At 53.6% G+C, this 23,778-nt stretch carries 21 protein-coding genes; 8 read left to right on the top strand and 13 right to left on the bottom strand.

Annotated elements, in window-relative coordinates; genetic code table 11:
* Positions 1-327: 327 nt before the first annotated feature.
* Entirely contained in the window at positions 328-1,215 is an 888-nt protein-coding gene (locus CJO09_RS04240) for a type ISP restriction/modification enzyme (protein ID WP_158582707.1), read from the bottom strand.
* On the opposite strand from CJO09_RS04240, the gene CJO09_RS04235 reads away from it, so the two are divergent.
* Positions 1,198-1,704 carry a c-type cytochrome gene (locus tag CJO09_RS04235; RefSeq protein ID WP_158582706.1) on the top strand — a complete coding sequence of 169 codons (507 nt, stop codon included), beginning with the start codon at positions 1,198-1,200 and terminating at the stop codon, positions 1,702-1,704. The two genes, CJO09_RS04240 and CJO09_RS04235, sit on opposite strands and share 18 nt — an antisense overlap.
* Here CJO09_RS04235 and CJO09_RS04230 read toward each other — a convergent pair.
* From CJO09_RS04230 to CJO09_RS04210, 5 genes are read right to left on the bottom strand one after another with little or no spacing between them, the layout of a single operon-like run.
* Positions 1,673-2,965, bottom strand: a complete 1,293-nt coding sequence (locus tag CJO09_RS04230; protein WP_119441196.1) for a TRAP transporter large permease — start codon at positions 2,963-2,965, stop codon at positions 1,673-1,675. The genes CJO09_RS04235 and CJO09_RS04230 overlap by 32 nt on opposite strands.
* Positions 2,962-3,465 (bottom strand): TRAP transporter small permease, encoded by a 504-nt coding sequence (locus tag CJO09_RS04225; protein WP_119441195.1) that lies wholly within the window; start codon positions 3,463-3,465, stop codon positions 2,962-2,964. The genes CJO09_RS04230 and CJO09_RS04225 overlap by 4 nt, the downstream gene beginning before the upstream one ends.
* Before the next feature lie 17 nt (positions 3,466-3,482).
* Entirely contained in the window at positions 3,483-4,502 is a 1,020-nt protein-coding gene (gene dctP / locus CJO09_RS04220) for a TRAP transporter substrate-binding protein DctP (protein ID WP_119441194.1), read from the bottom strand.
* A gap of 46 nt (positions 4,503-4,548) precedes the next feature.
* Positions 4,549-5,049, bottom strand: coding sequence for a cupin domain-containing protein (locus CJO09_RS04215; RefSeq protein WP_119441193.1), 501 nt, complete (start codon positions 5,047-5,049; stop codon positions 4,549-4,551).
* A 16-nt stretch (positions 5,050-5,065) separates the two neighbouring features.
* Positions 5,066-6,754 carry an alkaline phosphatase family protein gene (locus tag CJO09_RS04210; RefSeq protein WP_119441192.1) on the bottom strand — a complete coding sequence of 563 codons (1,689 nt, stop codon included), beginning with the start codon at positions 6,752-6,754 and terminating at the stop codon, positions 5,066-5,068.
* Positions 6,755-6,885: 131 nt separating this feature from the next.
* Here CJO09_RS04210 and CJO09_RS04205 point away from each other — a divergent pair, with 131 nt between their 5' ends.
* Together CJO09_RS04205 and CJO09_RS04200 are read left to right on the top strand one after the other, a co-directional pair.
* A complete protein-coding gene (locus tag CJO09_RS04205; protein ID WP_119441191.1) occupies positions 6,886-7,797 on the top strand; it encodes a LysR family transcriptional regulator in 912 nt (303 codons plus the stop codon).
* A gap of 5 nt (positions 7,798-7,802) precedes the next feature.
* Positions 7,803-8,399 carry a tRNA-uridine aminocarboxypropyltransferase gene (locus tag CJO09_RS04200; RefSeq protein WP_119441190.1) on the top strand — a complete coding sequence of 199 codons (597 nt, stop codon included), beginning with the start codon at positions 7,803-7,805 and terminating at the stop codon, positions 8,397-8,399.
* Positions 8,400-8,406: 7 nt separating this feature from the next.
* Here the strand turns inward: CJO09_RS04200 and CJO09_RS04195 are convergent, their stop codons facing one another.
* From CJO09_RS04195 to CJO09_RS04170, 6 genes are all read right to left on the bottom strand, one after another.
* Positions 8,407-9,972, bottom strand: coding sequence for an inorganic phosphate transporter (locus tag CJO09_RS04195; RefSeq protein WP_119441189.1), 1,566 nt, complete (start codon positions 9,970-9,972; stop codon positions 8,407-8,409).
* 150 nt (positions 9,973-10,122) lie between these two features.
* Positions 10,123-10,668: a hemerythrin domain-containing protein gene (locus CJO09_RS04190; RefSeq protein ID WP_119441188.1), complete on the bottom strand. Its 546-nt coding sequence runs from the start codon at positions 10,666-10,668 to the stop codon at positions 10,123-10,125.
* A 19-nt stretch (positions 10,669-10,687) separates the two neighbouring features.
* On the bottom strand, positions 10,688-13,051 hold the full coding sequence (locus tag CJO09_RS04185) for a membrane-bound PQQ-dependent dehydrogenase, glucose/quinate/shikimate family (RefSeq protein WP_119441187.1): 2,364 nt from the start codon (positions 13,049-13,051) through the stop codon (positions 10,688-10,690).
* Entirely contained in the window at positions 13,048-16,137 is a 3,090-nt protein-coding gene (locus CJO09_RS04180; protein WP_119441186.1) for an efflux RND transporter permease subunit, read from the bottom strand. The genes CJO09_RS04185 and CJO09_RS04180 overlap by 4 nt, the downstream gene beginning before the upstream one ends.
* Complete coding sequence (locus tag CJO09_RS04175) at positions 16,134-17,192, bottom strand: efflux RND transporter periplasmic adaptor subunit (RefSeq protein WP_119441185.1); 1,059 nt, start codon at positions 17,190-17,192, stop codon at positions 16,134-16,136. The genes CJO09_RS04180 and CJO09_RS04175 overlap by 4 nt, the downstream gene beginning before the upstream one ends.
* Positions 17,193-17,235: 43 nt before the next feature.
* Positions 17,236-18,216 carry a TerC family protein gene (locus CJO09_RS04170; RefSeq protein WP_245961212.1) on the bottom strand — a complete coding sequence of 327 codons (981 nt, stop codon included), beginning with the start codon at positions 18,214-18,216 and terminating at the stop codon, positions 17,236-17,238.
* Between the two features lie 139 nt (positions 18,217-18,355).
* Between CJO09_RS04170 and CJO09_RS04165 the strand changes: the two genes are divergently transcribed.
* The gene (locus tag CJO09_RS04165) at positions 18,356-19,255 is read left to right on the top strand and encodes a LysR family transcriptional regulator (RefSeq protein ID WP_119441183.1); all 900 of its coding nucleotides are present in this window, start codon (positions 18,356-18,358) and stop codon (positions 19,253-19,255) included.
* On the opposite strand, the gene CJO09_RS04160 is transcribed toward CJO09_RS04165, so the two are convergent.
* Complete coding sequence (locus CJO09_RS04160; protein WP_119441182.1) at positions 19,204-20,247, bottom strand: metal-dependent hydrolase; 1,044 nt, start codon at positions 20,245-20,247, stop codon at positions 19,204-19,206. The genes CJO09_RS04165 and CJO09_RS04160 overlap by 52 nt on opposite strands.
* 160 nt (positions 20,248-20,407) lie before the next feature.
* On the opposite strand from CJO09_RS04160, the gene CJO09_RS04155 reads away from it, so the two are divergent.
* From CJO09_RS04155 to CJO09_RS04145, 4 genes are all read left to right on the top strand, one after another.
* Positions 20,408-21,601, top strand: coding sequence for an amino acid aminotransferase (locus CJO09_RS04155; protein WP_119441181.1), 1,194 nt, complete (start codon positions 20,408-20,410; stop codon positions 21,599-21,601).
* Between the two features lie 167 nt (positions 21,602-21,768).
* Positions 21,769-21,927, top strand: coding sequence for a hypothetical protein (locus CJO09_RS15585; RefSeq protein ID WP_158536701.1), 159 nt, complete (start codon positions 21,769-21,771; stop codon positions 21,925-21,927).
* Between the two features lie 147 nt (positions 21,928-22,074).
* Positions 22,075-23,094: an oxygen-dependent tRNA uridine(34) hydroxylase TrhO gene (gene trhO, locus CJO09_RS04150; protein WP_119441180.1), complete on the top strand. Its 1,020-nt coding sequence runs from the start codon at positions 22,075-22,077 to the stop codon at positions 23,092-23,094.
* 5 nt (positions 23,095-23,099) lie between these two features.
* On the top strand, positions 23,100-23,768 hold the full coding sequence (locus tag CJO09_RS04145; protein WP_119441179.1) for a glutathione S-transferase: 669 nt from the start codon (positions 23,100-23,102) through the stop codon (positions 23,766-23,768).
* Positions 23,769-23,778: the final 10 nt, after the last annotated feature.

Here is a 23,778-nt window from a genome sequence, read left to right as displayed (position 1 = left end):
TAATTTTAATATCAAAATTAATTGTCAGCAATAAATTTAGTAATTTGATGAACAACAGCGTTTATGTATCATCCATGCACTTCAAAGCCCGTTGTTTCTCAAATTGTCCTAAAGGTTAACGACAATCTAACTTGTCGTTAACGAAGCGAGGTCAAATATCCTTGTCAATCAAAAGTGGGAGGATGTGACTAGCAAACCTTACATCGCCAAGATGGTGGCCACTGGCAGTCAATACCCATACGCACGGCGTGAGAGCATTTCCATTTTGTTAACGTCGCCGCCAGCGCCGTTTCAACCCCGCTACGGATATTCGTCCTGGCGACATCCTTATGAGTCCAGCAGCACGAGGCTCGGCAGTGATCGCACGATTTTCATTGTTTCGAGGCTGACCGTAATCTCGCGCAGGAAGAGTTCGAGAGGATACTTAGGGTTGTGCATCGTTTCGATAGCCCAGTCGTTGGCATCGTTGATGATGCCACTAGCCTTGTGGGTTGTGACTGCCTGACGTTCCACCACCCAATCCAGTGCCGGCTTACCATTCACGACGTATTCATAGGCTTCCAGCGGGATGCCCTTGATGGTGATCTTGCTGTTGTAGTGCAGTGTGGTCCGGTCTTTCTCCGCCCCGTACTTCTTCTTTTCGACGCGGTAGTCATCGTCGGTTGAAGGATTGCCGACAATGGTGGCCGGGTACATGTCCACGGTTTCGTAGTTCAGATGAAGGTCAGCCAGCGCACGGCCAGCTTTGCTGAACGCCCAGAAGTCAGTCGCGGTTTTGACGCGGGGAATGCGCGGCAGTTCTTTGGAAAGGTTGTCGGAGTATTTCTCGCGGTAGTCTTCCGAGTGCAGTAGCCCGTAGACGTAGTAGAAGAGATCTTCCTTGCTGATTTGCTCGTTGGGATGGGCTTCCTGGAAGTGTGCTAAACCTTTGCCGGTGATGGCATCACGGCGGCGCAGCCCTTTGGTGGAGGCGGCACCCTGTTTAGTAAATAGGTCAGCTGCTTCGGATTGCTGGGCGGCTTCGTCATAGAGGTACAGCGGGAAACACTGGCCCTTTTCAATGTTGTCCAAACAGGGCAACTTATCAGATATGAGGACCGAGAAGGACTTTGCGCCGACCCCTGTAGCCTGAATCACCAAATTCTCCGCCCGCGCTTCCGGGAAGATGCGCGGCATCTGGTACACCCGCTCATTCAAGTGACGGTTGTAATACATCCATTGCTTAGTGAATGGTCGGTATTGAAGCGCCCCGATATTACTGCGCAAGCATTAAGTGAACGCGGTTTTAACGTGGCGACATTAAGCCAGTATTTAAGTACCGGCATGGCGCCTCAGGGTACGGCCTATGCCGATATGTATACCGTGGTGCATTTTTCTACCAGCGCCATGCAGTCGACCGACATTGAAGCTATTGCTACGTACTTGTTAACCGGGCCTAATGGCAAGATTGCCCCGGCGGCGCCGGCACCGCAGCCGTTACCGGGTGCCTCCGCGCCAAGTAACGGTACATCACCCGACGCGGACCAGTCTGATCGCACTGTCGGGCGCTTCACTTATGCCTCTGCATGTGCTGGTTGCCACGGTGCAAAAGGCGAGGGTATCCCCACTCAGGTGTTTGCGAATGGGCAACGTATGTACGCGATGCCTGATTTTTTAAATGGTGAAACCTACCCTAAAACCAGCGCAGTAGAAACACGCCGATAATCGGGAATGCAATAAATACGCCAACCCCCACCATATTTGCCGCTACGAAAGGCATGCTGCCTTTGAAAATCGTGCGAATCGGAACATCCGGGTTCATCGTTTTCACCGTGAAAACATTCATGCCGACCGGGGGTGTTAACAGGCCGATTTCAATCATCATCACCACAAAAATACCAAACCAAATCGGGTGGATGCCGACAGACGTTGCAATGGCATGAAAAATGGGTGCAGTCAGAATCAACAAGCTCAGACTTTCCATTAGCGCACCCAATATCAGGTAGATCACCATCATCATCAACAGCAATCCAAGCGTACCCATATTCTGTTGCTGAAGCATGTCGATCAATGCTGCAGTAAGGCCGGATAACGTGATGAAATTTGCGAACACGAATGCACCGAACACAATGGTGAAGATCATTGCGGTGGTACGGGCCGTGTCTTTCAGGCATTCGAACAGGGTCGGCCAGGTCATTTTGCGTCTGAGCACGCCGATTAATAAGGCGCCGCTTGCCCCGATACCGGCAGATTCGGTTGCCGTGAAAATTCCGGCGTACAAACCACCAATAATAGCGACGAACAACACAAGAACCATCCACACACTTTTCAACGACGCGAACCGTTCTTGCCAGCTTTTGCGCTCTCCGGTGGGGCCCCATTCAGGACGCAGCGTAACAACGCCTACAACCGCAATAACGAACAGCAGAGCCAGCATCAGGCCTGGCACAATGGCGGCAATAAACAATTGTCGAATGTCGGTGTTGGTTAACAGTCCGTAAACCACCAACGGCACAGAGGGCGGTATTAAAACGCCAAGCACGCCCGCCGAAGCGACGGAGCCGCACGACAGCGCATCGTGGTAGCCCAGGCGGCGCATGGGAGGAATAGCAACTTTGCTCATGGTGGCGGCCGTGGCAATAGAGCTGCCCGAGATCGCAGCAAATATCGCGCACGCTGCAACCGTTGCATGCGCCAAACCGCCACGAAGATGACCTAGCCAGGCATTGGCCGCTTTGTACAAATCTTCCGACAGGTCTGACTTGTGCACGAATAAGCCCATTAAAATAAACATGGGCAGAACCGCCATGCCGTCGTTGGCAGATGCATCGACAACCTGTTGTGCCAGCATGGAATAAGCCGACTCGAAGCTGCCGCGCAGCAGCGCAAAGCCAATCGTGCCAACGATTAACATTGCGAAAGCAAGCGGTACCCCCGCGAAGGCCAACAAAAACAGGATGCCGAAGCCAATCAGAGATGCAATCATTGGGGGACCTCCGTTGGCGTTGCGACGGCCCGCATGGCTTCAATGGTGCGCACGCCGGCAACGACAACGGACACCGCCGAGAAAATCGACATTGCATAGGCCAGAGGCGCCATGTTTAAGTCGAGTACGATTGTTGCGGTGTTGTTTCCTGCGTATTCACCGGCCTGTACCCACAATCGCCAGGCTATAACGGCCAGTGCAACGCCACTAAGCAGTTCAGCCGGCACTTGCAAACAGGCTTTCCTGCGGTTGCTGACACCACTGGTAAAAAGATCAACGGTTATGTGGCCGCCGGCCTGGGTAACCAGCGGCAGGGCTGTAAAAATGGCCATTGCCATCGCGAACTGGATAATTTCCGAAGCACCCGGAATAGGATGAGCGAAAACGTAACGGGCAAATACGTCGGAGAACGTCAGCACAACAATTAATGCCAAAGGCAATGCACTGACGTAACCCAATACGCGAGCAAAATAGCTGAAACCAAATGCTCTTGTAGTCATGGTCGTGTCCGGTTGGTTTACTGCGCGTTCGCTTTGGCTTCCTGCTCGTAGAACTTAAGTGCAGCCTCACCGTCGACGTCCAACTCAGCGGCTGTCGTTATCCAGTCACCGCGCAACTTCTTGCCGTAAGTACGAAAAGCAGTCATCAAACTTTCGTCTGCCTCGATGAACGGTATGCCTTGGTCTGCAACATCTTTGCGTAATTTGGCTTCAAGCTGATCAATGGCTTCCAGGCGAGCGGCAAAAGCCTCGCCGGATAAATCCATGACGATCTTTCGATCGGCCTCGGAAATGGCTTGCCAGCGTTTTTTGTTGACGAACAGCGCAAAGCTGGGCGCCGACATTTGCCCCGGTATGTCGGTAACGGCTTTGGCGTACTGGGCGGTGTGAAACGCGGTAGCGCTATAGAGCGGGTAGCCTGCAAACGCATCGACCGTGCCACCCGAGATAATTTCGTAACTGCGGGCGGCCGGCGCAACCACGACACCTGCGCCGGTTGCGGTTAGCATGTCGGCCACATTACCGGCAACAGAATAAATTTTGATGCCGTCAAGGTCGGCGGTGGATTTGACGGGGTCACTCATGCCGTAAATGGGCCCACCCGGAAAGGTGAAAAGCGACAGCAACTGAACGTCTTTATATTCGTTGGCGTCGGCGAAGTATTTCTCGTAGGTGCGCCATAGGGCAATGGAACTGCCCTTTGCGTTGACGTTAATGAATGGTAGATGCGCGATTTGGGAAAGCTTTACCCTGCCTTGCAGAAAGCCGTGGTACATGTAGGCGCCGTCAAAAACCCCTTTTTCAACCGCATCCATCTGCGCCTGGGGTGAGGCCATACTGGCCGGGGCGAAATCAATTTTGACACGCCCATCGGTTGCCTTGATGACGTCCTCCGCCCAAGGTTTCAACACCAGGGTGTTGAATGGGTCTTGCGGTGCCATGAACATATTAAACAGTAGTTTGGTTTCCGCTTGAGCGGCCGTTCCGACAGCCGCGAGTGCCAGTACGCCAGCACCCAGCAAGTTCTTGATATTCATGATTTGTCTCCTTTGGTGTTTGTATATTTTGAAACTGCTTGGGCAGTTATGCGGCAGGTTTGGGCTCTGCTCTTGTTGTGGAAGCCGACGATACCGGCGGCGCGAAAATAACGTCGTAGTCACGCGCGATTCGAGTCGCCTCTGCCGGGTTGGTGACGTTGTGCAAACGCTGATAAAGCTCTAGTAGTTTTCCGGCCGGGGCGGCCCAGAACAGGGCTGTGACGGCTTCACCTGAGTTATTAAAGAAGGCATGGGGCAAGCCTCGCGGCATGCGCACCAGGTCGCCACTGGAGGCGGTTCTTTTTTTGCCGTCCAGCAGCAGGTCGATACGGCCGTCAATAACAAAAATATATTCGTCCTGAAACGGGTGTGTATGCGGTGGAACAAACGTTTCAATGGGAAACGTTGCATGCCACGCGATGCTCTCTTCACTTACTTGTTTAGGGACATAAACTTGTCCCATCACATTCCACGCCACACCATCCAGGCCAACATTGGCCGGGGTGATATCGGGGAGTTCAAGGGTGGTGGATGAAGTCTCAGTCATGATGAATGGCTCCTGGTTACGCCGTTAGGCGGTCTAAAGTGGATTTCACTAAGGGGTTGGTGGAAGCAAATCTGGGCTTGAATCCTTGTCGAGCCGTTGCCAACTCTTCCTCGTCCCAGTAACCAATCAAGATGCCCCCTTCTGAAATGCGTGGCTGCACCTCGACCGACTCGATCGCATCGTCGGTAACGGTGACGCGTTGACGCGGCGCCCTGGCCCACTGGAACAGCGCTTCGTGAAGCCGCGCACGCGCTTCAATGTGTTCGTGTTCTTGAGACTCACCCAAATCATGAAATTCGTTGGGATCCTTTTGCAGGTCAAAAAGCATCGGACGATAGTTTTCAAACAAGACGTACTTCCAACGCCCATCAAAAATCATGCGCATCCAGGCCTGGCGCGCCTTCGTGTTCAGTTCAATACGAGAATCCTGGAAGGCGTAGTCGTACTCGCAAATGACTGTCTGGCGCCAGTCTTTCGGTTGCTCGCCAAAAAGCAGGGGGCGCAAAGAACGTCCATCCATAATGTGGGGCACGGCGGGGCCGCCGTAAGCATCAAGAAAAGTGGGGGCCAAATCTACCGCCTCAACCAGTGCTTTGTTGCGTGTGTTGCGGGTGCAATCGGCCCTGGGGTCCGGGTCGTACACAATCAGCGGCACGCGGATCACCGGTTCGTGGAAAAGGTCTTTTTCACCCATCCAATGGTCGCCCATGTAATCGCCATGGTCTGAGGTGAAGACGATCATGGTGTTGTCCATCAGGTCGCGCTCTTCCATGAATGAGAACAGCAGACCCAACTGGTCGTCGATTTGTTTAATGAGGCCCATGTAACCGCAGAGCACCGTTTCGCGTACCTCGTCGCGCGAGAATGTCTGTGAAACGCGATGATGCATCATGGCTTCATAAACGGGGTGAGGGTTGTGTTTTTCTTCTTCCGATCGCACCACCGGCAAGGCATCCGACGGCTTGAACATGCCGGCATAAGGCTCGGGTGCAATATAAGGCCAATGGGGCTTGATGTAAGACAAGTGCATGCACCACGGCTGATTACCGGCTTCGTTGATAAAGTCCATGGCGCGGCGGGTAATGTAGGGCGTTTCCGAGTGTTCGTCGGGTATGCGGGCCGCCTTGTTTGAATATTTCAGAAACCAGCCCGATCGAATATTCCCTTCATCATCGACGGTTGCATTTGCCCACTCTTCCCAGGGGTTATCACCTTCAAAACCCTGCTCCCTTAAATATTGGTTATAGGCAGGTTCGGGGTCATGACCCGAATAGGGGTGAATACCGTCGTCTCGCTCGTAGGGGTCGAAACCACATTCGCCAATACGGCGTCCGATTTTCGAGTTCGGGTCAATGCCCAATCTGGCCATGCCGGAAAGGTCGGCCCTCATGTGGGTTTTACCCACAATGGCCGACTGCACGCCAAGTGGACGCAGGTGATCACCTATGGTCATTTCGCCGACTTTGAGCGGAACAAAATTCCAGCTGGCACCGTGTGAATGAACATACCGGCCGGTGTAATAGCTCATGCGGGATGGGCCGCAGACCGGCGATTGCACATAGGCACGCTCAAATAAAACGCCTTTCGCGGCCAGTGCGTCGAGATTGGGGGTTTTCAAAGTGGGGTGGCCAAAGCACGACAGATAATCGGCGCGCAGTTGGTCACACATAATGAAGAGGATGTTCTTCACTTTGCGCTTACTCATGTCTCCTCCTGATACTTGTGTCATGGGGATTAATAATTCTGTAAACCAATTCTAGGGAGCCGTCATTTATTCGAGTAGTGCTTTCTTTTCATGTCGATTACCATTGGTTATCGCTCGAATGGAGTTAACGTATGCGTCTACAGCAACTTGAACTGTTGGTTACCCTGGCCGAGCAGGGTAGTCTTCGGGCTGCGGCGGAAGTGCTGAACATCACTCAACCTGCTTTAAGCAAGTCACTACGCCGACTGGAAGAAGAGTTTGGTGCCGCGTTAGTGCAGCGCAGCGCCAAAGGGGTTCGGCTGACGCAGGTTGGCGAGCTTCTGGCCGCCCGGGCGGTCACCGTTATACGGGAAGTGGCACGCGCGCATGAAGACGTTTCCTCACACCTGGGGAATACAACCGGTCGGGTTACGGTTGGGTTATCACCTGCGGTGGCGGTGCTTTTTTCGCCGGGGGCGGTAGCGCGCATTCGCAGGCGCTGGCCCCATGCCAGGGTTTGCATCCGCGATGTACTGTATCCGCAAGCTTTGCATCAGCTGCGGCGTGGTGATTTGGATTTTGTCTTAGGGCCGGTACCGGCAACCGGGGTTGGGGCTGACCTGCTTTGTCAGGTGCTGTTTCACAGCCAGGAGGTGATCGGAGCAAGACGAGGTCACCCACTGGCCAAGGTGCGTAAATTGAAGGATTTGTCTGATGCTTCATGGATACTGGTTGGGCCGGCGCGTGGGCCGGGTGACCCCCAGCATCTGCACCTGGAAGAGCGCGGCATGCCACCACCCAAGGTGCCCCTTGAGTGTGAATCTTTTTTTTCTCTGCTCAGCCTGATGCCTACACAAGACGTCATTGGCATTATGCCGCGCAGTTTTCTTAGCCGTCACGGCCGCCGGGCAGGTCTGGTGTCTTTACCGATTGAAGACCCTTTGCCCATCACCACAATTTATGCGGTCTCGCGCAGCGACGCGCCCCTAAGCCTGCCGGCACAAGACCTGCTTGAGGCTTTCATGCAAGAGGCCCGTGAGGTTGTGAATAGCCAATTAAAATAACGTTTATGTTTCGCATCAATTGCCCACAATGTCGGCGTCCCGAACCGTACTGCGTTTGCCAGTACATTACAAAGGTAACCAGCACCACGCGGGTTCTTATTTTGCAGCATCCGGAGGAAGATCGACACCCGTTTAATACCGGCCGCCTGGCTGCATTAAGCCTGAAGAATTGCGATCTTTGGGTAGGTGAACAGTTTTCTGGTCTTAGCGCAGAGCTGGCAAAGTTTTCATCTGTGTATTTGTTGTTTCCCGGCGAATCGGCAAAAACGCCCCCGACGTTGGCTGAACACGTAGCCGACAAGCCAACTTTATTAATAGTGCCGGACGGTACTTGGCGGAAAGCCGGTAAGATTCTTTATGCAAACCCGGAGCTTGAAAGTTTGCCGCGCGTTAAGTTGGGGCCGGGTAACCCTTCGCGTTATCGCATTCGCAAAGCGCCAAAACCCGAAGCCGTCGCGACCATCGAAGCAATTGTGCGCACCTTGGAAGTTTGGGAGCCCGAGCGTGATTTCTTGCCGGTTTTAAAACCGTTTGAGGTGTTGGTGGAACAGCAACTGGCAAAGCGTCCTTTGCGGAAAACCTCGACACCCCCAAATAGTTAAACGCCTATTACAACAACGACGCCATCAACCAGTAAATAATAGCGGCAAGTAGTGCCGATGCGGGCACGGTAATAATCCAGGCAGCTACGATCTTGGTAACGGCAGTACGCTTCACCAGTTCGTTTTTGTAAACCTTTCGAATCTTCTTATATTCTTTTTTGCTCAGTTCAATGTCGGCTTCATGGGCTTTCAGCTCTTTCAGCATGGTTTGTTTGGTGGCGACGTCGGCGGCCGCAAAGCGGTCGAGGAAGGCTTCAACAATTTCCTTGTCGGCACCGGAGTGGTGGTGCTTTATTTCTTCCAGCATGCGTGAGTAGTTAGATTTCAAACGTTCACGCAGGAAGCCCACGCCAAAAATGCCACCAATGGCAATATGGGTGGAGCTGACCGGCAAGCCTAACTGCGAAGCGATAATAACGGTAATGGCGGCAGCCATTGCCACTGAAAACGCGCGCATTTGGTCGAGGTCGGTAATTTCGCCGCCTACGGTACGAATCAGTTTGGGGCCGTATAAGGCCAGACCCAGCGCAATACCGAATGCGCCGATTAACAATACCCATAATGGAATACCGGCCTGGTCGGATACACCGCCGCGTAGAACAGTGTCGGCAATGGCGGCCAACGGGCCGATAGCATTGGCAACATCGTTGGCGCCGTGGGCGAAACTTAACAACGCGGCTGCAAAAATAAGGGGAACAATAAACAGCGAATTGATGGCCTTCTTGGTGTTGTTCAGCTGGCTGGCCCGGCGTGTAAGTAACTTACGCATGAGTAGCCATAACACCAGGCCCATAACAAGGCCAATGGCCGCTGCGGTGTAGAAATCAACCTTCCATACCTTGCTTAACCCTTTCAGCATCAGGTAAGTGGTAAACGAAAATGCCATCACACCAATAAGGATTGGTACCGTGCGGCGGGCGGCTTCCACCATGTCGGTTTTATAGGTAATAGCGCGTTTAATCCATAGCAGGAAGCCGGCGGCAATGAGCCCACCCATGACGGGTGAGATGACCCAACTGGCAGCGATTTTTCCCATAACGGGCCAGTTGGCGGCGGCGAAACCACCGGCAGCCAGGCCTGCGCCCAGAACGGCACCCACAATAGAGTGGGTGGTGGAGACCGGGGCACCTAACGCGGTCGCAAGGTTCAGCCAGAGTGCGCCGGCAAGTAGCGCCGCCGTCATGAGTGCGATGAAATGGTCGCTGTCGGGTACATACGACATGTCGATAATGTCACCGCGTACCGTGGAAATGACGTCGCCCCCCGCGATGATGGCGCCGGCCATTTCGAATATGGCCGCAATGACAATGGCCCACCCCATGGAGATAGATTGAGACCCCACGGCAGGACCGACATTGTTGGCGACATCGTTGGCACCAATATTCATGGCCATGTAACCACCAATCATGGCGGCAACCACCAGCAAGATGCCTTGTTGCCCGGTGATACCCAAGCCTAGAGAAGAGTAAATCATGATGCCGGCAACAAACAGTAGTGCCAGTCCGTAGCGGAAGAACTCGCGTCGGCTGCGTTTGGTACCTTGTTGCAGGTCGTTCACGTTTTGGAGCTTCATGGGTAAATTAGGGCTTGTTCTGGGTTAAGGAAAACAGCGTTTAAATAAACAGTGCAAATTATGAGATTTCTTTTTTTTGTCATATTTCGCACATGAAAAAGCCCATGTGTTGCATGCATGGGCGGGGTGTATTTTAACCGTTATTGCGGATTAGGCTGTTTGCAGGCTCAGGGCAAATTGCATATGGTGCTGATGGTGGTGGGCGTGGATTCGCTCGACCTCTGCAAAGCCCACTTTCAGCGCATTGACTTGTGCATCACTTAATAAGCGTTCCGCCATGGGGAACACCATGGCGTCTTCTTTCCAGATGTGGTCGGGGTAAAGAAGGGCAATGCCCCGAATGGCTTCGCAAATGGTTTGACGGGCTTGTGTTTCATTTTCGCCTAATAAGTTAATCCCCTCTTCCAATTGGCCGACCAGTTTTCGTCCTTTCACGTGTTCGCCTTTTAAACCACCAATGGGGCACCCGCTTTCCGGGACATTGGCGTCGACCAGTGCGGGAAAGAGCAGGTCTTCCTCTTTGCCGTGATGGCAGTGGTCGGCAAATTCCCGCATGAATTGAACGGCTTGGCGCAGGACGGATGCATTAACGGGTTCGGAGCCGGCAATACCAGGCGCAAGGCTGTTTAAATGATTTACAACCATCAGAATATAGCGATGGTCGTCAACAAGTTGTTGAATGGGGTGGTCTGACATCGTCCGACTCCTTTAAGAATTAGGGCAACGTATATGCAATGACATCATCACCTGCGGTGGTGTCCAGTGAACCATGGCCGCCTGCAACGACCACCAGATACTGCTTGCCGTTTTTACCCATGAAACTCATGGGTGTAGCCTGACCACCTGCGGGCAAGCGCTGCTCCCACAGTTGTTTGCCGGTAGAAACATCGTATCCGCGTACGTAATTATCGATAGTGCCCGAAAGGAAAGCGACGCCGCCCGCTGTCATGAGCGGGCCTCCAAGATTGGGAACACCCATTTTGAAGGGAAGCGGCAACGGTGAACTGTCGATAACGGTGCCGTTTTTGTGTTTCCAGACAATCTCGCCGGTGACCAGGTCGGCGCCGGCCACATAACCCCATGGCGGGGCCTGGCACGGTATGCCCAGCAACGACAAGAAGGGAAAGAGTTTAACCGCGTAGGGCGCGCCAAAGTTTTCGTTCAGTGCGGGTAAGCCGTGCTCTGGTGGTGCTTTGTTAACCACCAATGAGGTATCGTCGTTACGGGGAATAAGTTGCGATACAAAGGCAAGGTACGTTGGTGTGGTGAAAGCAACCTGACGTTGAGGGTCAACCGCGATGCTGCCCCAATTGAATACGCCAAAATTGCCCGGGTAAATAAGAGACCCTTCCAGCGACGGCGGGGTGAACCGGCCATCATAACGATAACGATGGAACTGGATGCGGCAGGCCAGTTGGTCGAACAGGGTGGCCCCCCACATGTCGGCACCCGTAAGTTCTGGTGGGTTGAACGACAGTTTTGAAACAGGTTGGGTGGGGGCGGTGAAGTCGCCTGGTACGGCGCCTTGGGGGGCGGGTTCTTCTTTAATCGGCAAAATAGGTTCGCCGGTAAGCCGGTTCAGCACAAACAGTTCACCTTGTTTGGTGGGTTGAACCAGTGCGGGCACGGTTTCGCCGTTAACCGTCAGGTCCAGCAAGCTGGGTTGCGAGGGTACATCGTAATCCCACAAGTCGTGATGAACGGTTTGGTAGTGCCAGCGAACCCGGCCAGTATCCAGTTCCAGTGCGACAATCGAGGTGGAATATTTCTCGACTTCAGGGCTGCGGTTACCACCCCACTGGTCGGGTGGCTGGTTGCCCATGGGAACGTAAATTAGCCCAAACTCTTCGTCTACACTGCTGATGCTCCAGCTATTGGGCGAATTCGGCGTGTAGGTTTCGCCTGGTGCTATCGGTTCGGTTTGTTCGGGGTTGGCGGCATCCCAATTCCAGACCAGTTCGCCGGTATTGACATTGAAAGCACGAATAACGCCTGAGGGTTCGCTGGTGGAGACATTGTCGAGTACGGTGCCACCCACAATTAGCAGATCGTCAGTGACTACTGCCGGCGAAGTTGAGTAATAGCCGCCCACGCGTTTGTTGGGCATGTTTTTCCACAGATCGATTTCACCTTTACCTTGTCCGAAGGCAGAGCAGACCTCGCCGTTTTCGGGGTTCAGCGCAATAATGCGGCCATCGGAAGTAGGCATGAATAAACGTGAACTGCAGTTGTCGGTAAACCCTTCCAGCACCGTTTTATCTACTTCGGCCTGATATGAAACACCGCGGCAGGTAAGGTGTTGCAAGGCCATATCGCCTTCGATTTCCGGGTCGAAGCGCCAGAGCTCTTCACCCGAGGTGGCATCCAGTGCAATCACGTTCTGGTGTGGGGTGCACAGGAACAAACGGTTGCCCACGTTCAGGGGCGTGACCTGGAAGGTGGTTTCAACCGGGTCGCCTGGTTGCCCACGCATATCGCCTGTTTTATAGTGCCAGGCCACTTCCAACTGCCCGATGTTCTCCGGTGTAATTTGTTCCAGCGGTGAATAACGTTGACCAAAGCCGGTACGGCCATAGGCCTGCCACTCTTCTTTGGGGACGTTGGGTCCGCGATAGGTGTCGGGTGTGGTGCGCATGGCAAGTGTGCCATCGATGCGATGCGGGTCGTTGATCCAGCTGGCGGCGGACACAACCAGTGTGCCCAGCAACGCCAGCCACAGCAAGCCTTTGTTCAGCCCAGGTGCGCCTTGCAGCGACCGGTTAACCCATGGCACCAGCAGCCATAAGCCCACCACGAAAAACAGCCCGACCCTTGCCGCCAGTGGCCACCAATCGAACCCTTGTTCGTGAATAGACCACCATAGCAAGCCGCCCAGCAGTAAGGCGTACCAGAAAAAAGCCAGGGCTTTTTGCTTGAACAGCAGAACGGCGACGAGCATTAATGCCAAGCCAAAAGCGATATAAAGTGGGGTGTCGCCCAGTATGAAAAGCCAGAGCCCGCCGGCTGATAACGCTAACCCGGCCAGTAACAGCACAAATGCGGTAAAGGTAAGAAGTAACGGGCGTCTGGTTAAGTTCATTCGCTTTCCTGTGGCTTGATTCGGAACCAAAGCCCGTAAAGGGCTGGTACAAATAATAGAGTAATAGCGGTGCCTACGGCTACCCCTCCGATGAGTACGAAGGCAAGTGGCCCCCAGAAGGTGTCCAGGGTTAACGGCACAAATGCAAATACCGCGGCCAACGCGGTGAGTATGACCGGACGTGCACGTTGCACGGCCGCCTCTACAACGCCTTCAAATTGACTCATGCCGGCTTTGAAGTTGTCGGTCACTTGTTGCGTAAGAATCAGTGTGTTGCGCATGAGAATGCCTGCCAGACCGGTGAGCCCAAGCAGGGCGACAAAGCCAAAAGGCTGCTGGAACATCAGTAAAGCCAGTACCGCGCCAATAAGCCCAAGAGGGGCGGTGGCGATGACCATAAATGTGCCGGAGAAAGAACGCATTTGCAGCATGATGAAAATCAACATCACTGCAAACATAATGGGTTGCATTTTTTGAATGGAGGACTCGCCTTTGGTCGATTCCTCAACCGAACCGGCCAACTCCAGATGATATCCCGGGGGCAGGTTGCTGCGTAACGTTTTAAGGTTGTCCCACAAGGCCAGGCTAACATCATTGGGTTGCGCGCCTTCAACATCGCCCTGCACCATCAGCACGCGTTCGCGATTGTGTCTTTTAATAACGGGCTCTTCAAAGCGGGTTTCTATTTCCCCCAATTGTGAAAAGGGGAGTTTGCGCCCTTCTGGCGTGACAATTTCAATGCGACTCAGTATGTCGGCATTGCTGCGTGCGTCGTGGTTCAATCCCGCCATGCGCGCGACGACGTTCACACTGCGAATGTCCTGACGAAGCTGGGTGACGGTGACGCCTTCCAGTTGGAATTGAAGCTGGCGCGAAACGTCGAGCGGCGTCATGCCCAGTAGGCGCAGACGCTCTTTATCCATGTTCAGATGCAGAATGGGGGCACGTTCATTCCAGTCGAGGTGGGCGCCGCGAACATGCGGGTTTTGTTCCATTACGTTGCGGATATCGTAGGCAATGCTGCGCAGCGTATCTGGATTAGGCCCCAAGATACGAAAGGCAACCGGCCACGTAACAGGTGGGCCATACAACAAGCCTGTTGCCCGTACACGAGCTTCGGGGAAGCGGCCACGATCAATAGCCTGGTTCACCTGCTCGATGATTCGGTCGCGTGCTTGTGCGTCCGTTGCTACAGCAATCAATTTAGCAAACCCTGGGTCGGGCATTTCGGGGCTGGCGGAAATGAAGAATCGCGGGGCGCCTGCACCAATGTAAGCCGACAACGATTCAATTTCCTCCATGGGCGTTAACAATTCCTCAAGTTTTTGAACGGTGCGATCCGTGGCTTCGATACTGGTACCTTGCGGCATGTAAACGCTAATCAGCACCTCGGGTCGGTCGGACGTGGGAAAGAATTGTTTCTGCACTACGGTGGCCATGCCTGCAATAGCCAAAAGCAGTAGCCCAATCGTGATAAACACAACGGTTTTGCGGTGGACGACACACCAGGAAATGAGTGAACGCAGGCGTTGATATCGTGAAGACTGATAGGGCTGATGGTTTGATTGTGCCGGGTCTTGGCCCTGCGTATGGGTCTTGTGTTGGGCCGGCAGCATCTTAACGCCCAGGTACGGCACGAAAATGACGGCAACCAGCCACGATACGATGAGTGAAATGCCCAGCACCCAGAAAATGTTGCCCGTGTATTCGCCTACGGCCGACTGCGCAAAACCAATGGGGATGAAGCCGGCAACGGTGACTAGCGTGCCGAACAGCATAGGCGCAGCGGTTACTGTCCAGGCATGCGCCGCAGCTTTAACGCGGTCCCATCCTTCCTCCATTTTTACCAGCATCATCTCAACCGAGATGATCGCGTCGTCCACCAATAAACCCAGAGCCAGAATCAGGGCGCCCAAGGTCACGCGATCCAGATTGATACGCATCATAAGCATGATCAAAAAGGTAATGCCCAGCGTAACGGGCACGGCAATGCCTACGATAAGGCCTGCACGTAAGCCGATGGCGAGTATGCTGACGGCAACAACGACAGCCACAGCGATAAAAAATTTGATTTGAAACAGATTCACTGCGCCGGCAATCGCGTCGGCTTGATTGGTTAACACATTCAACGACATGCCAAGCGGTAAACGCGTACGTTCTTCCTCAATAAAATTTTCCAGCCGTTCACCCAGTTCCAGGCCGTTCACGCCGCTTTCCATGACAACGCCAATTAAAACGGCGTCTTCCCCTTTTGAGCGAACCAGGTAACTGGGCGGGTCTTCGTAGCCCCGGTGAACCGTAGCGATATCGGCCAGACGAATCAGGCGATCGCCAATGCGTAATGGAACGTTCGCGAGTTCTTCCGGCTCAGACAGGTCGCTGTCCAGGCGCAAGTACAGACGCGGCCCCTCGGTTTCAATGCGCCCGGCCGGCACCAGGCGGTTATGCGCGTCGATGGCTTCGAAAATTGCCGTGGGTGAGAGCCCCAGGTTATTCAGGCGTATCGGATCGAACTCGATGAACACACGTTCGCTGCGTTCGCCCAGTATCAAAGCTTTACGCACGCCCGGCACTTGGTGGATACGGTCGCGAATGTTTTCCGCGTCTCGTGTGATCAGGCGCATGGGCAGGCCGGGCGCGGTCAGGGCAATCAGGTTGAAGTAAACGTCGGCAAAATCATCATTCACAATTGGGCCGATGACCCCTTCAGGCAGGCTGCCGGCCTCTTCCTGCATGCGTTTGCGCACTTCGTAAAACAGGTCCGGTACGATTTCTTTGGGTGTGTTGTCTTGAAACTCCACCATTAGGTTGGCCTGCCCGGGACGCACGGTGGTTTCAATTTCGTGCAGGTGGGGCACTTCCTGAATGCGTTTTTCCAGTCGGTCCGCCACCTGTTCTTGCATTTCCTGCGGCGTGGCTCCGGGCCAGTTGGCCGAGACCACGAGCGCGCGGACCGTGAAGGGAGGGTCTTCGGCGCGGCCTAACGACAAAAAAGCATAGATGCCCGCAATAACCGCCAGAATAAGAAAAAACAGGGTAATGGCGCGTTCCTTAACCGCCAGCGCCGACAGGTTTGGAAAGCTCATTCGTCTTGCACCCGAACGGACATGTCGTTTTGCAACAGGTGTGTGCCGACTGCAACAATCTGTTCGCCGCTTTCAAGCGGTCCGTTCACATGAGCGGTTTCCGTTTCAATGCTGATAATGGAGACGGGTACAGGGTTGACTTTTCCCTCTTGAATCCGCCACACCTGGGGGCCGTTACCCCGCTCGTTGATTGCGCCCAGCGGCACGACAAAAGACGTTTCATTTGATGGGGGGGCGTTAAACCGGGTACGCACCACACTGCCTAACTGCAGGTCAGAATTATTGCCATCTTGTTCAACGAGGGCGTAGCGCGCACGCAGTGTGCGGCTTTGCGGGTCGACCGCGCCGGCGGTTTCCCGCAGCGTTAACGCAAGCGATTGTTCGTTAAGCAGCAGCGCGCCCTTTTCAGGCGGTGTCGTGCTTTCGGGGAAATATACTTCGACTTCTCGTTTGCCGGCGTGGGCCAAGCGGGCCACGGTATAGCCCGACGCCACGACTTGCCCTTCGTCAGCGCTAACCTCAATTAATACGCCGTTGGCAGGGGCATTAAGTTGCGCGTAATCCAGCGCATTCTTTGCCTGGCTCAGTTGTGTTTGCGCCACTTCGCGTCGTGCACGTGCTTCGCGCAACATTAATTCGGCCTGTTCCGCCGCTTGTTTGCTCACTGCGTTGTGCCGCAATAATTCCTGGTGTCGAGTCAGATCTGCCTGCGCAATGCGCAAGGCGGCGTTTGCGGCGGCTAAATCGGCCTGGGCACCTTGAACGCGTTCCTGAAAGTCACGAGGGTCCAGCTCGAGCAAGGGTTGTCCCTGGGTAACGGTTTGCCCTGCATCAACGAAACGCTTGGCAATCCGGCCGGCTATTTGAAAAGCCAGGGGAGACTCGGTACGCGCACGTACGATGCCGGACAAGCTTATTGAAGACTGGTTGTCTGTTTCCAATACCCATGGCTTGACGATGGGCGCTTGCGATTGAGACGTGGAAGTGGCGGCGTTGTTGCATCCGGTAAGCAACAACGCTGTAGCCGTGGCAAAGCAAGCAACAAATGCGCGCATGGTACGTTCTCGTGATGATGATCAGCGAGATCGTACCGCATTCTTATGCCTGGGTTTTAGTCCCCGCCGTTTTATACAACGACAAGATAACCCCGCCGGCAAGAAGCGTGATCGTGACGCCCAACGAGATGGAGGGAGGAACCTTGCCGATTATATTGACCAGGAACACCTTGCCGCCAATGAACACAAGGATCAAGGCCAGTGCGTATTTCAGATAATGGAAACGGTGAATGATTGCGGCCAGGGCGAAATACAGTGCGCGCAGCCCCAGAATAGCGAAAATATTGCTGGTGTAAACAATAAATGGATCGGTCGTGATGGCGAAAATGGCTGGAATGGAGTCAACTGCAAATACCACGTCGGTGAATTCCACCAGAATGAGCGCCAAAAACAGGGGGGTGGCTTTTCGCATTACGCGCCCCGATTGTGGGTCGGACTCTTTCACCCAGAAAGCATTGCCGCGCAAACCGTCAGTGAACGGGATGTAGCGCTTTAGAATTTTCAGCAACAGGTTTTTGGAAATGTCGGGGGTGTGGTCGACCATAAACCACATTTTGACGCCGGTAAACACCAGGAAAGCGCCGAATATGTAGAGTATCCATTCGAATTCGTGAATCAGGCCTGCGCCCACACCAATCATGATGGCACGCAGCACGATCACGCCCATGATGCCCCAGAACAGAACCCGGTGTTGATATTTGCGTGGAATGGCGAAAAACGTAAAGATCAGCGCAATGACAAAAATATTGTCCATCGACAGGGATTTTTCAATAAGAAACCCGGTGTAGTAATGCATGCCGTCTTCAGGTCCGAAGAACCACCAGACCCAGCCGCCAAAAATGACGGCAGCCAGAATGTAGCCGGCGGAAAGAAAAAGGCTCTCACGGATGCCGATTTCGCGTTCTTCTTTATGAAGTACGCCCAGGTCGAATGCCAGTAACGAGATCACAACAACAAAAAAAACGACCCAGGTCCACGCCGGCACGCCCGCGACGGTTTGAAACAGAAAATCAAATCCATTCATGGCAATGCGATTCCGTAAAAAGGGTGAATGTTGAAACGACGCTATCATGCCTTTTCTTTCAATATGTATAAATACTGAATAAACTGACTAATACTTCGAAAAAAACGAAGTTTTGGCTTAGACGGCACAGGGCGTTCAAATGAATTATCGCCATCTTTATTATTTTTGGATTGTGGGTAAGGAAGGGGGCTTTGCACGTGCGGCGAGTCGCCTGGGAGTAGCGGTGCAGACCGTATCTGCGCAAGTGCGGGCGCTGGAAAAGGATTTGGGGCATGAGTTGCTCAAGCCGGATGGCCGCGGTGTGGTTCTAACCGATGCCGGCCGGCGTGCGCTGGTTCGTGCCGATGAAATCTTTCAGTTGGGTAAAGTATTGCAAGATGAGGTTGCACAGATAGCTTCGCGTCCGTTGATGCGATTTTCCGTTGGCCTTTCTGACGGGTTGTCGAAGTTGGCTGCCCATACCTTGTTGCAACCCGTTTTGGAAGAAAGTGGCCTGCAGCTTTTATGCCATGAGGGAGAGTTGGAGGCGTTGCTGTCGGAGCTGGCGCAATATCGGCTTGATGTTGTGTTGGCCAGTCAGCCCGCGCCACCGAACCCTAATCTGCGCCTGTTGTCCGACCGGATTGCTTCCAGTGAGATTGATTGGTTTGGTCCCAGGAAATGGGTTAGTAAAGAGGCGCAACAGGCATTCCCCGAGATTCTGGCCACGCTTCCCGTCTTGTTGCCCACTCGGCACTCTATGTTGCGTTTGTCGCTGGATCGTTGGTTTGAAACGTGCGGCATTAAACCCAACGTTGTGGGCGAGTTCGAAGACAGTGCATTAATGGCGGTGTTCGGAGCGAAAGGAATGGGCGTCTTTCCAACAAGCAGGTTGGGGGCGTCGGATTGGGATCTATTACCCCGGCTACGCCGTTTGGGGCAATGCATAGGCGTGCATGAGGATATTTATGCCGTTCGCCACCGTCGCAGTGATGCACATCCTTTGCTTCAGCGCGTCATGCGCGTTTCCCAAATGGCAAGGGGCAAGGGAGGGTTCTGATGAATGATGCGGGTAAGCACGTTACCCAGTGCATCAACGCCGCGCTCTGAACGCCACCTTTCCGGCGGGGTGGAGCGCCATTGCCCGGTAACCGGGTCGCGCTGCGCGACTTTGAACCGGAAGGAGTAATAGCCGGTGCCCAGGCCCATGCGTAAATCAGTGGCAACAAGTTGGTTGTCGATTTCATCGTAACGCAACCAATCGCCGCTGAACCAGCGTAAACCATCAAGCATTGGATTGTCCGTTAACTTGTGAGCGGGCTTGCTATTCAGCGGTAAACGAATTCGTTCCCCGGGCTTGTCGTCTAGAAAGCCCGTGATCATTTCATAGTAATGATCATCAGGGGTTTTTGCCATCACGCGCCAAAGCAAAATATTGAAGGGCGCGGGTGTTGAGAACATGTCGGTGATTTCAATATTCGATTCTGCGAATTCGGCGCGCACGCGGGCTTCAGTGACGTTTTTGGCGATCACCGACGCTGCTAAATAAAGCGCGCAATAACCCAGAACCCAGCCATTGAAACGCTGCACGCCGGGGCGTGCACCCGCCGCAATGCCCGCAATAGCGGCAATCAGCAGGGGAAGCGTAAAGAAAGGGTCGATAATAAATATGCTGGACACACTGGTGGGGGTGGGGTGCCAGGGCCAGAACAGTTGGGTGCCGTAGCTGGTGAGCGCATCCAGAAGGACGTGCGTCATGAAGATTAACCAGAGGGTTAAAAACAGGCGTCCTTTGCTGTATTGATGCGTCGGCGGCCAAAGCCGGAACAGCCAGGTCAGCAATAAGGAAAACAGGGTAAGGACGAACACCGAATGGGAAAACCCACGGTGATAGATCATGTTGGCAATGGGATTGCCGTAATCAATAATAACGTCTAGATCGGGCAGGGTGGCCAGAACGGCGCCGGCCACATAGGCTTTGCGACCGTGAAAGCGCCCCAGCATCACACCGGTAACACTTGCGCCTAGTACCGCTTGCGTAACTGAGTCCATGGGGAGTGTCGCGTTTTGAAGTCGCCTGATACTACCACAGGCGTCTTGCATTTGCGGTGCGTGGGGCTGCGTTTTTCCGGGTCGCCGGGCGCGTTAAAATGCACTTTTCATTCAACTTCTTGCCGCCCGTGCATGCGTCGGGGGCGCTAAAGGAATGCTCTTGTTCAATGTACTGTCCGCCTATGCCGGCGACCCTATTTTGTCCATGCAACTGGCGTACCGCGATGACGCCCGCCCCGAGAAAACCAATTTAAGTATCGGTTTGTATTACGACGATCAAGGGCGTATCCCTCGCCTAAACTCGGTGCAGCAGGCACGGGAACGGGTGTTGCGTTCTACAGATCCCAGTATGTATTTGCCCATGAGCGGAAACCCCGCCTACTGCAAGGCGAGTCAGGTCCTGGTATTCGGGGCCGACGCCCCCGCATTGCATGAAGGTCGTATCGCTACCATTCAAACCGTCGGCGGTTCGGGTGCGTTGAAAGTAGGAGCCGACGTTCTTCGTAAATTTTTCCCGGGATCCCAGGCACGTATCAGCGACCCCAGTTGGGATAATCACCGTGCCATTCTGGAAGGGGCGGGGTTTGTGGTTGAAACCTATCCCTATTTCAATCGTGACACGCAACGCCTGGATTTTGATCGCATGGTGGCGGATTTGAAAGCGTTGCAGCAAGAAACGGTTGTATTGTTTCACCCCAGTTGCCATAACCCGACTGGTGCGGATTTAAGTCAGGCGCAGTGGGATCAGGTCGTAGATATTGTGGTGAGCCGCCGCTTAATTGCTTTTTTGGATATGGCATACCAGGGCTTCGGCGATGGCCTTGATGACGATGCTTATCTGGTTCGCGCGCTGGTTCGTGCGAATGCATCGTTCCTGGTGGCGAATTCGTATTCCAAAACGTTCTCACTTTACGGCGAACGTTGTGGGTCGTTAAGCATGGTGTGCGCAAATGCCGATGAAGCGGGCCGTGCGCTTGGCCAAATGCAACAGGCGGTACGTCGTAATTACTCCAGCCCACCGGCGTTTGGGGCAAGCCTGGTGGAAACCGTTTTGAACGATGCTGAACTGGCGGCGCTGTGGCGCAGCGAATTGGCTGAAATGCGCACGCGCATCCAAACGATGCGGTCACGACTCTACGAGGGCTTGTGTGTGCAACAACCGGACGTTGACTGGGCGTTTCTAATGGCCCAGAAAGGCATGTTCGGTTATGCACCGGTTTTGGCGCAACACATGATGCGTTTAAGAAATGAACATGCGGTTTATATCATTGAGTCGGGCCGCATTTGTGTGGCGGGTTTGAATGACGCCAATGTAGATCGTGTGGCGCATGCTTTTGCTGCAGTGCTGAAATAGGGCGAAATTAAGCGAATTTCGCATATTTTTTGCCAACATGCTCATAAATTATCGGGAATAACCCCTAAATTCAGCGAAGTGTCATCTCTTTGACTTGTTTTTGGGGTACGCTCTTGGTGCAGTACAGAACTTTTGTGCTAACCGTAACTTTCAAGAGGTTATACAAGATGTTGGTGAAACCGCGTACTCCCGCTCCATTCCGTCCTTTCAAGGCCAGCTCGCAGCTAATGGTCAATCACGAGCGCGCCAAACAGGCATCCGCCAAACGCATTATCAGTATTGGCAGCATTGGCAACGATCGTTACGGGAGAAAACGCGACAGCTGATTCACAGCGTTTCCAATATCGAAAAGCCAGGTCTCGAGCCTGGCTTTTTTGTGGGCGCTATTTTTAGGGTTATGGTTGGCGGCACGATGATTGGCATTGGGTAAAGCGTTAAAATTAAAGATTAAATTTATTTTTTGTTGAAAGTTTATGTCTCAGATTTTGGTTGCGGCGCTTTACAAGTTTGTTCGCCTGGATGATTTCCAGGCCCTGCAGGCGCCTATTCAGCAGGTGTGTGAAAGCCACGGTGTGATGGGTACGTTACTGTTGGCCAAAGAGGGAATCAATGGCACCATTGCCGGCTCGGCAGCGGGTATTCGGGCCGTGCTCGACTATTTACGTTCTGATGCCCGCCTGGCTACGCTCACGCATAAAGAATCTTGGGCCGACACTATGCCGTTCTACCGGCTCAAGGTGAAACTGAAACGTGAAATTGTCACCATGGGTGTTCCGGATATCGATCCGGAAACCATGGCCGGCCAGTATGTTACGCCCGAGAAATGGAATGATCTGATTTCCGATCCGGAGGTGGTCGTTGTCGACGTGCGTAACGATTACGAAGTGACTATTGGCAGTTTTCAAGGGGCTGTGAATCCCAAGACGGAAAGTTTTACCGAGTTTCCCGAGTGGGTTCAGGCGCAGTCCTCCGACACAGGCCTTTTACGCAAAAAGAAAAAAGTGGCAATGTTCTGCACCGGCGGCATTCGCTGTGAAAAATCCACAGCCTATTTGCGCTCGCAGGGTTTTGACGAGGTTTATCATTTGGAAGGCGGCATTCTCAAATACCTGGAAACGGTTCCGCCGGAGAAAAGTTTGTGGAAAGGTGAGTGTTTTGTGTTCGACGAACGTGTTTCGGTGGGCCATGGCTTAACGCCTGGTGAGTACGAGTTGTGCCGTGCGTGTCGCCAACCTTTGGCGCCGGAAGATAAAACATCCGTTTATTTCGAGCTGGGAGTCAGTTGCCCGCATTGTCACGACCAACATACGCCGGAGCAAATTGGACGGTTCCGTGAGCGTCAAAAGCAAATTGAATTGGCGCGCAAACGTCGCGAACGCCATATTGGGGCGCCCATTGAGGAGCAAAAGGCGGCTAAACAGGCAATGAAAGAGAAGGCGCGACAAGCCGCGTTGGCTCGTCAGGCGCAGGTAGTGACTAAAAAACAGGCCTAAGTGTTGTGACTGATTTCTTACCTATTTTGTATTCGTTCCGACGTTGTCCGTATGCCATGCGGGCACGTTTGGCAGTGGCGGCCAGCGGGTTGTCGTGTCAATTACGCGAAGTGGTGTTGCGCAACAAGCCGCAGCCGATGCTTGACGCTTCACCGAAAGGAACGGTACCGGTTCTTGTTTTGCCCGATAACGAAGTTGTTGACGAAAGCTTCGATATTATGTTGTGGGCGTTGCGGCAAAAAGACCCCGGCCAGTGGCTTCGGCCTGAACGTGAAGATGTTGAAACAATGATGGCGTTAATTGCGTCATGTGATCAGGTATTCAAGTATCACCTTGATCGCTACAAATATCCCCAGCGTTATGAAGATACCGAGTCTGCGCCCCATGGGCAGGCCGGTGTGGCCTGGTTGGAGCAACTTGAAACCCGTTTGCAGTCGTCGCGTTACTTGTTTGGTGAAAGGCCGTGTTTGGCCGATACGGCCATTATGCCGTTTGTGCGTCAGTTCGCGCGTACCGACATGGGCTGGTTCAACGCTCAACCTTTAACACGCGTTAACGCCTGGTTGAGCGCGTGGCTTGAGTCGCCGTTGTTCATGCAAATTATGCATAAGTACAAGCCATGGGAGGAAGGGGACCCGCCGGTTGTGTTTCCAGCCCCATCCGAGCCCTCCTAAAGCGAGTTGC

This window comes from Neopusillimonas maritima (assembly GCF_003576595.1).
GTDB lineage: Bacteria > Pseudomonadota > Gammaproteobacteria > Burkholderiales > Burkholderiaceae_B > Neopusillimonas > Neopusillimonas maritima.
Note: the sequence above shows the minus strand (reverse complement) of the source record. Positions and strands in the feature narration are given on the sequence as shown.

Coding starts and splice junctions, on each gene's coding strand:
- CJO09_RS04240 (WP_158582707.1), bottom strand. CDS start 1,215: ATGTATTACAACCGTCACTTGAATGAGCGGGTGTACCAGATGCCGCGC.
- CJO09_RS04230 (WP_119441196.1), bottom strand. CDS start 2,965: ATGATTGCATCTCTGATTGGCTTCGGCATCCTGTTTTTGTTGGCCTTC.
- CJO09_RS04225 (WP_119441195.1), bottom strand. CDS start 3,465: ATGACTACAAGAGCATTTGGTTTCAGCTATTTTGCTCGCGTATTGGGT.
- dctP (WP_119441194.1), bottom strand. CDS start 4,502: ATGAATATCAAGAACTTGCTGGGTGCTGGCGTACTGGCACTCGCGGCT.
- CJO09_RS04215 (WP_119441193.1), bottom strand. CDS start 5,049: ATGACTGAGACTTCATCCACCACCCTTGAACTCCCCGATATCACCCCG.
- CJO09_RS04210 (WP_119441192.1), bottom strand. CDS start 6,754: ATGAGTAAGCGCAAAGTGAAGAACATCCTCTTCATTATGTGTGACCAA.
- CJO09_RS04205 (WP_119441191.1), top strand. CDS start 6,886: ATGCGTCTACAGCAACTTGAACTGTTGGTTACCCTGGCCGAGCAGGGT.
- CJO09_RS04200 (WP_119441190.1), top strand. CDS start 7,803: ATGTTTCGCATCAATTGCCCACAATGTCGGCGTCCCGAACCGTACTGC.
- CJO09_RS04195 (WP_119441189.1), bottom strand. CDS start 9,972: ATGAAGCTCCAAAACGTGAACGACCTGCAACAAGGTACCAAACGCAGC.
- CJO09_RS04190 (WP_119441188.1), bottom strand. CDS start 10,668: ATGTCAGACCACCCCATTCAACAACTTGTTGACGACCATCGCTATATT.
- CJO09_RS04185 (WP_119441187.1), bottom strand. CDS start 13,051: ATGAACTTAACCAGACGCCCGTTACTTCTTACCTTTACCGCATTTGTG.
- CJO09_RS04180 (WP_119441186.1), bottom strand. CDS start 16,137: ATGAGCTTTCCAAACCTGTCGGCGCTGGCGGTTAAGGAACGCGCCATT.
- CJO09_RS04175 (WP_119441185.1), bottom strand. CDS start 17,192: ATGCGCGCATTTGTTGCTTGCTTTGCCACGGCTACAGCGTTGTTGCTT.
- CJO09_RS04170 (WP_245961212.1), bottom strand. CDS start 18,216: ATGAATGGATTTGATTTTCTGTTTCAAACCGTCGCGGGCGTGCCGGCG.
- CJO09_RS04165 (WP_119441183.1), top strand. CDS start 18,356: ATGAATTATCGCCATCTTTATTATTTTTGGATTGTGGGTAAGGAAGGG.
- CJO09_RS04160 (WP_119441182.1), bottom strand. CDS start 20,247: ATGGACTCAGTTACGCAAGCGGTACTAGGCGCAAGTGTTACCGGTGTG.
- CJO09_RS15585 (WP_158536701.1), top strand. CDS start 21,769: ATGTTGGTGAAACCGCGTACTCCCGCTCCATTCCGTCCTTTCAAGGCC.
- trhO (WP_119441180.1), top strand. CDS start 22,075: ATGTCTCAGATTTTGGTTGCGGCGCTTTACAAGTTTGTTCGCCTGGAT.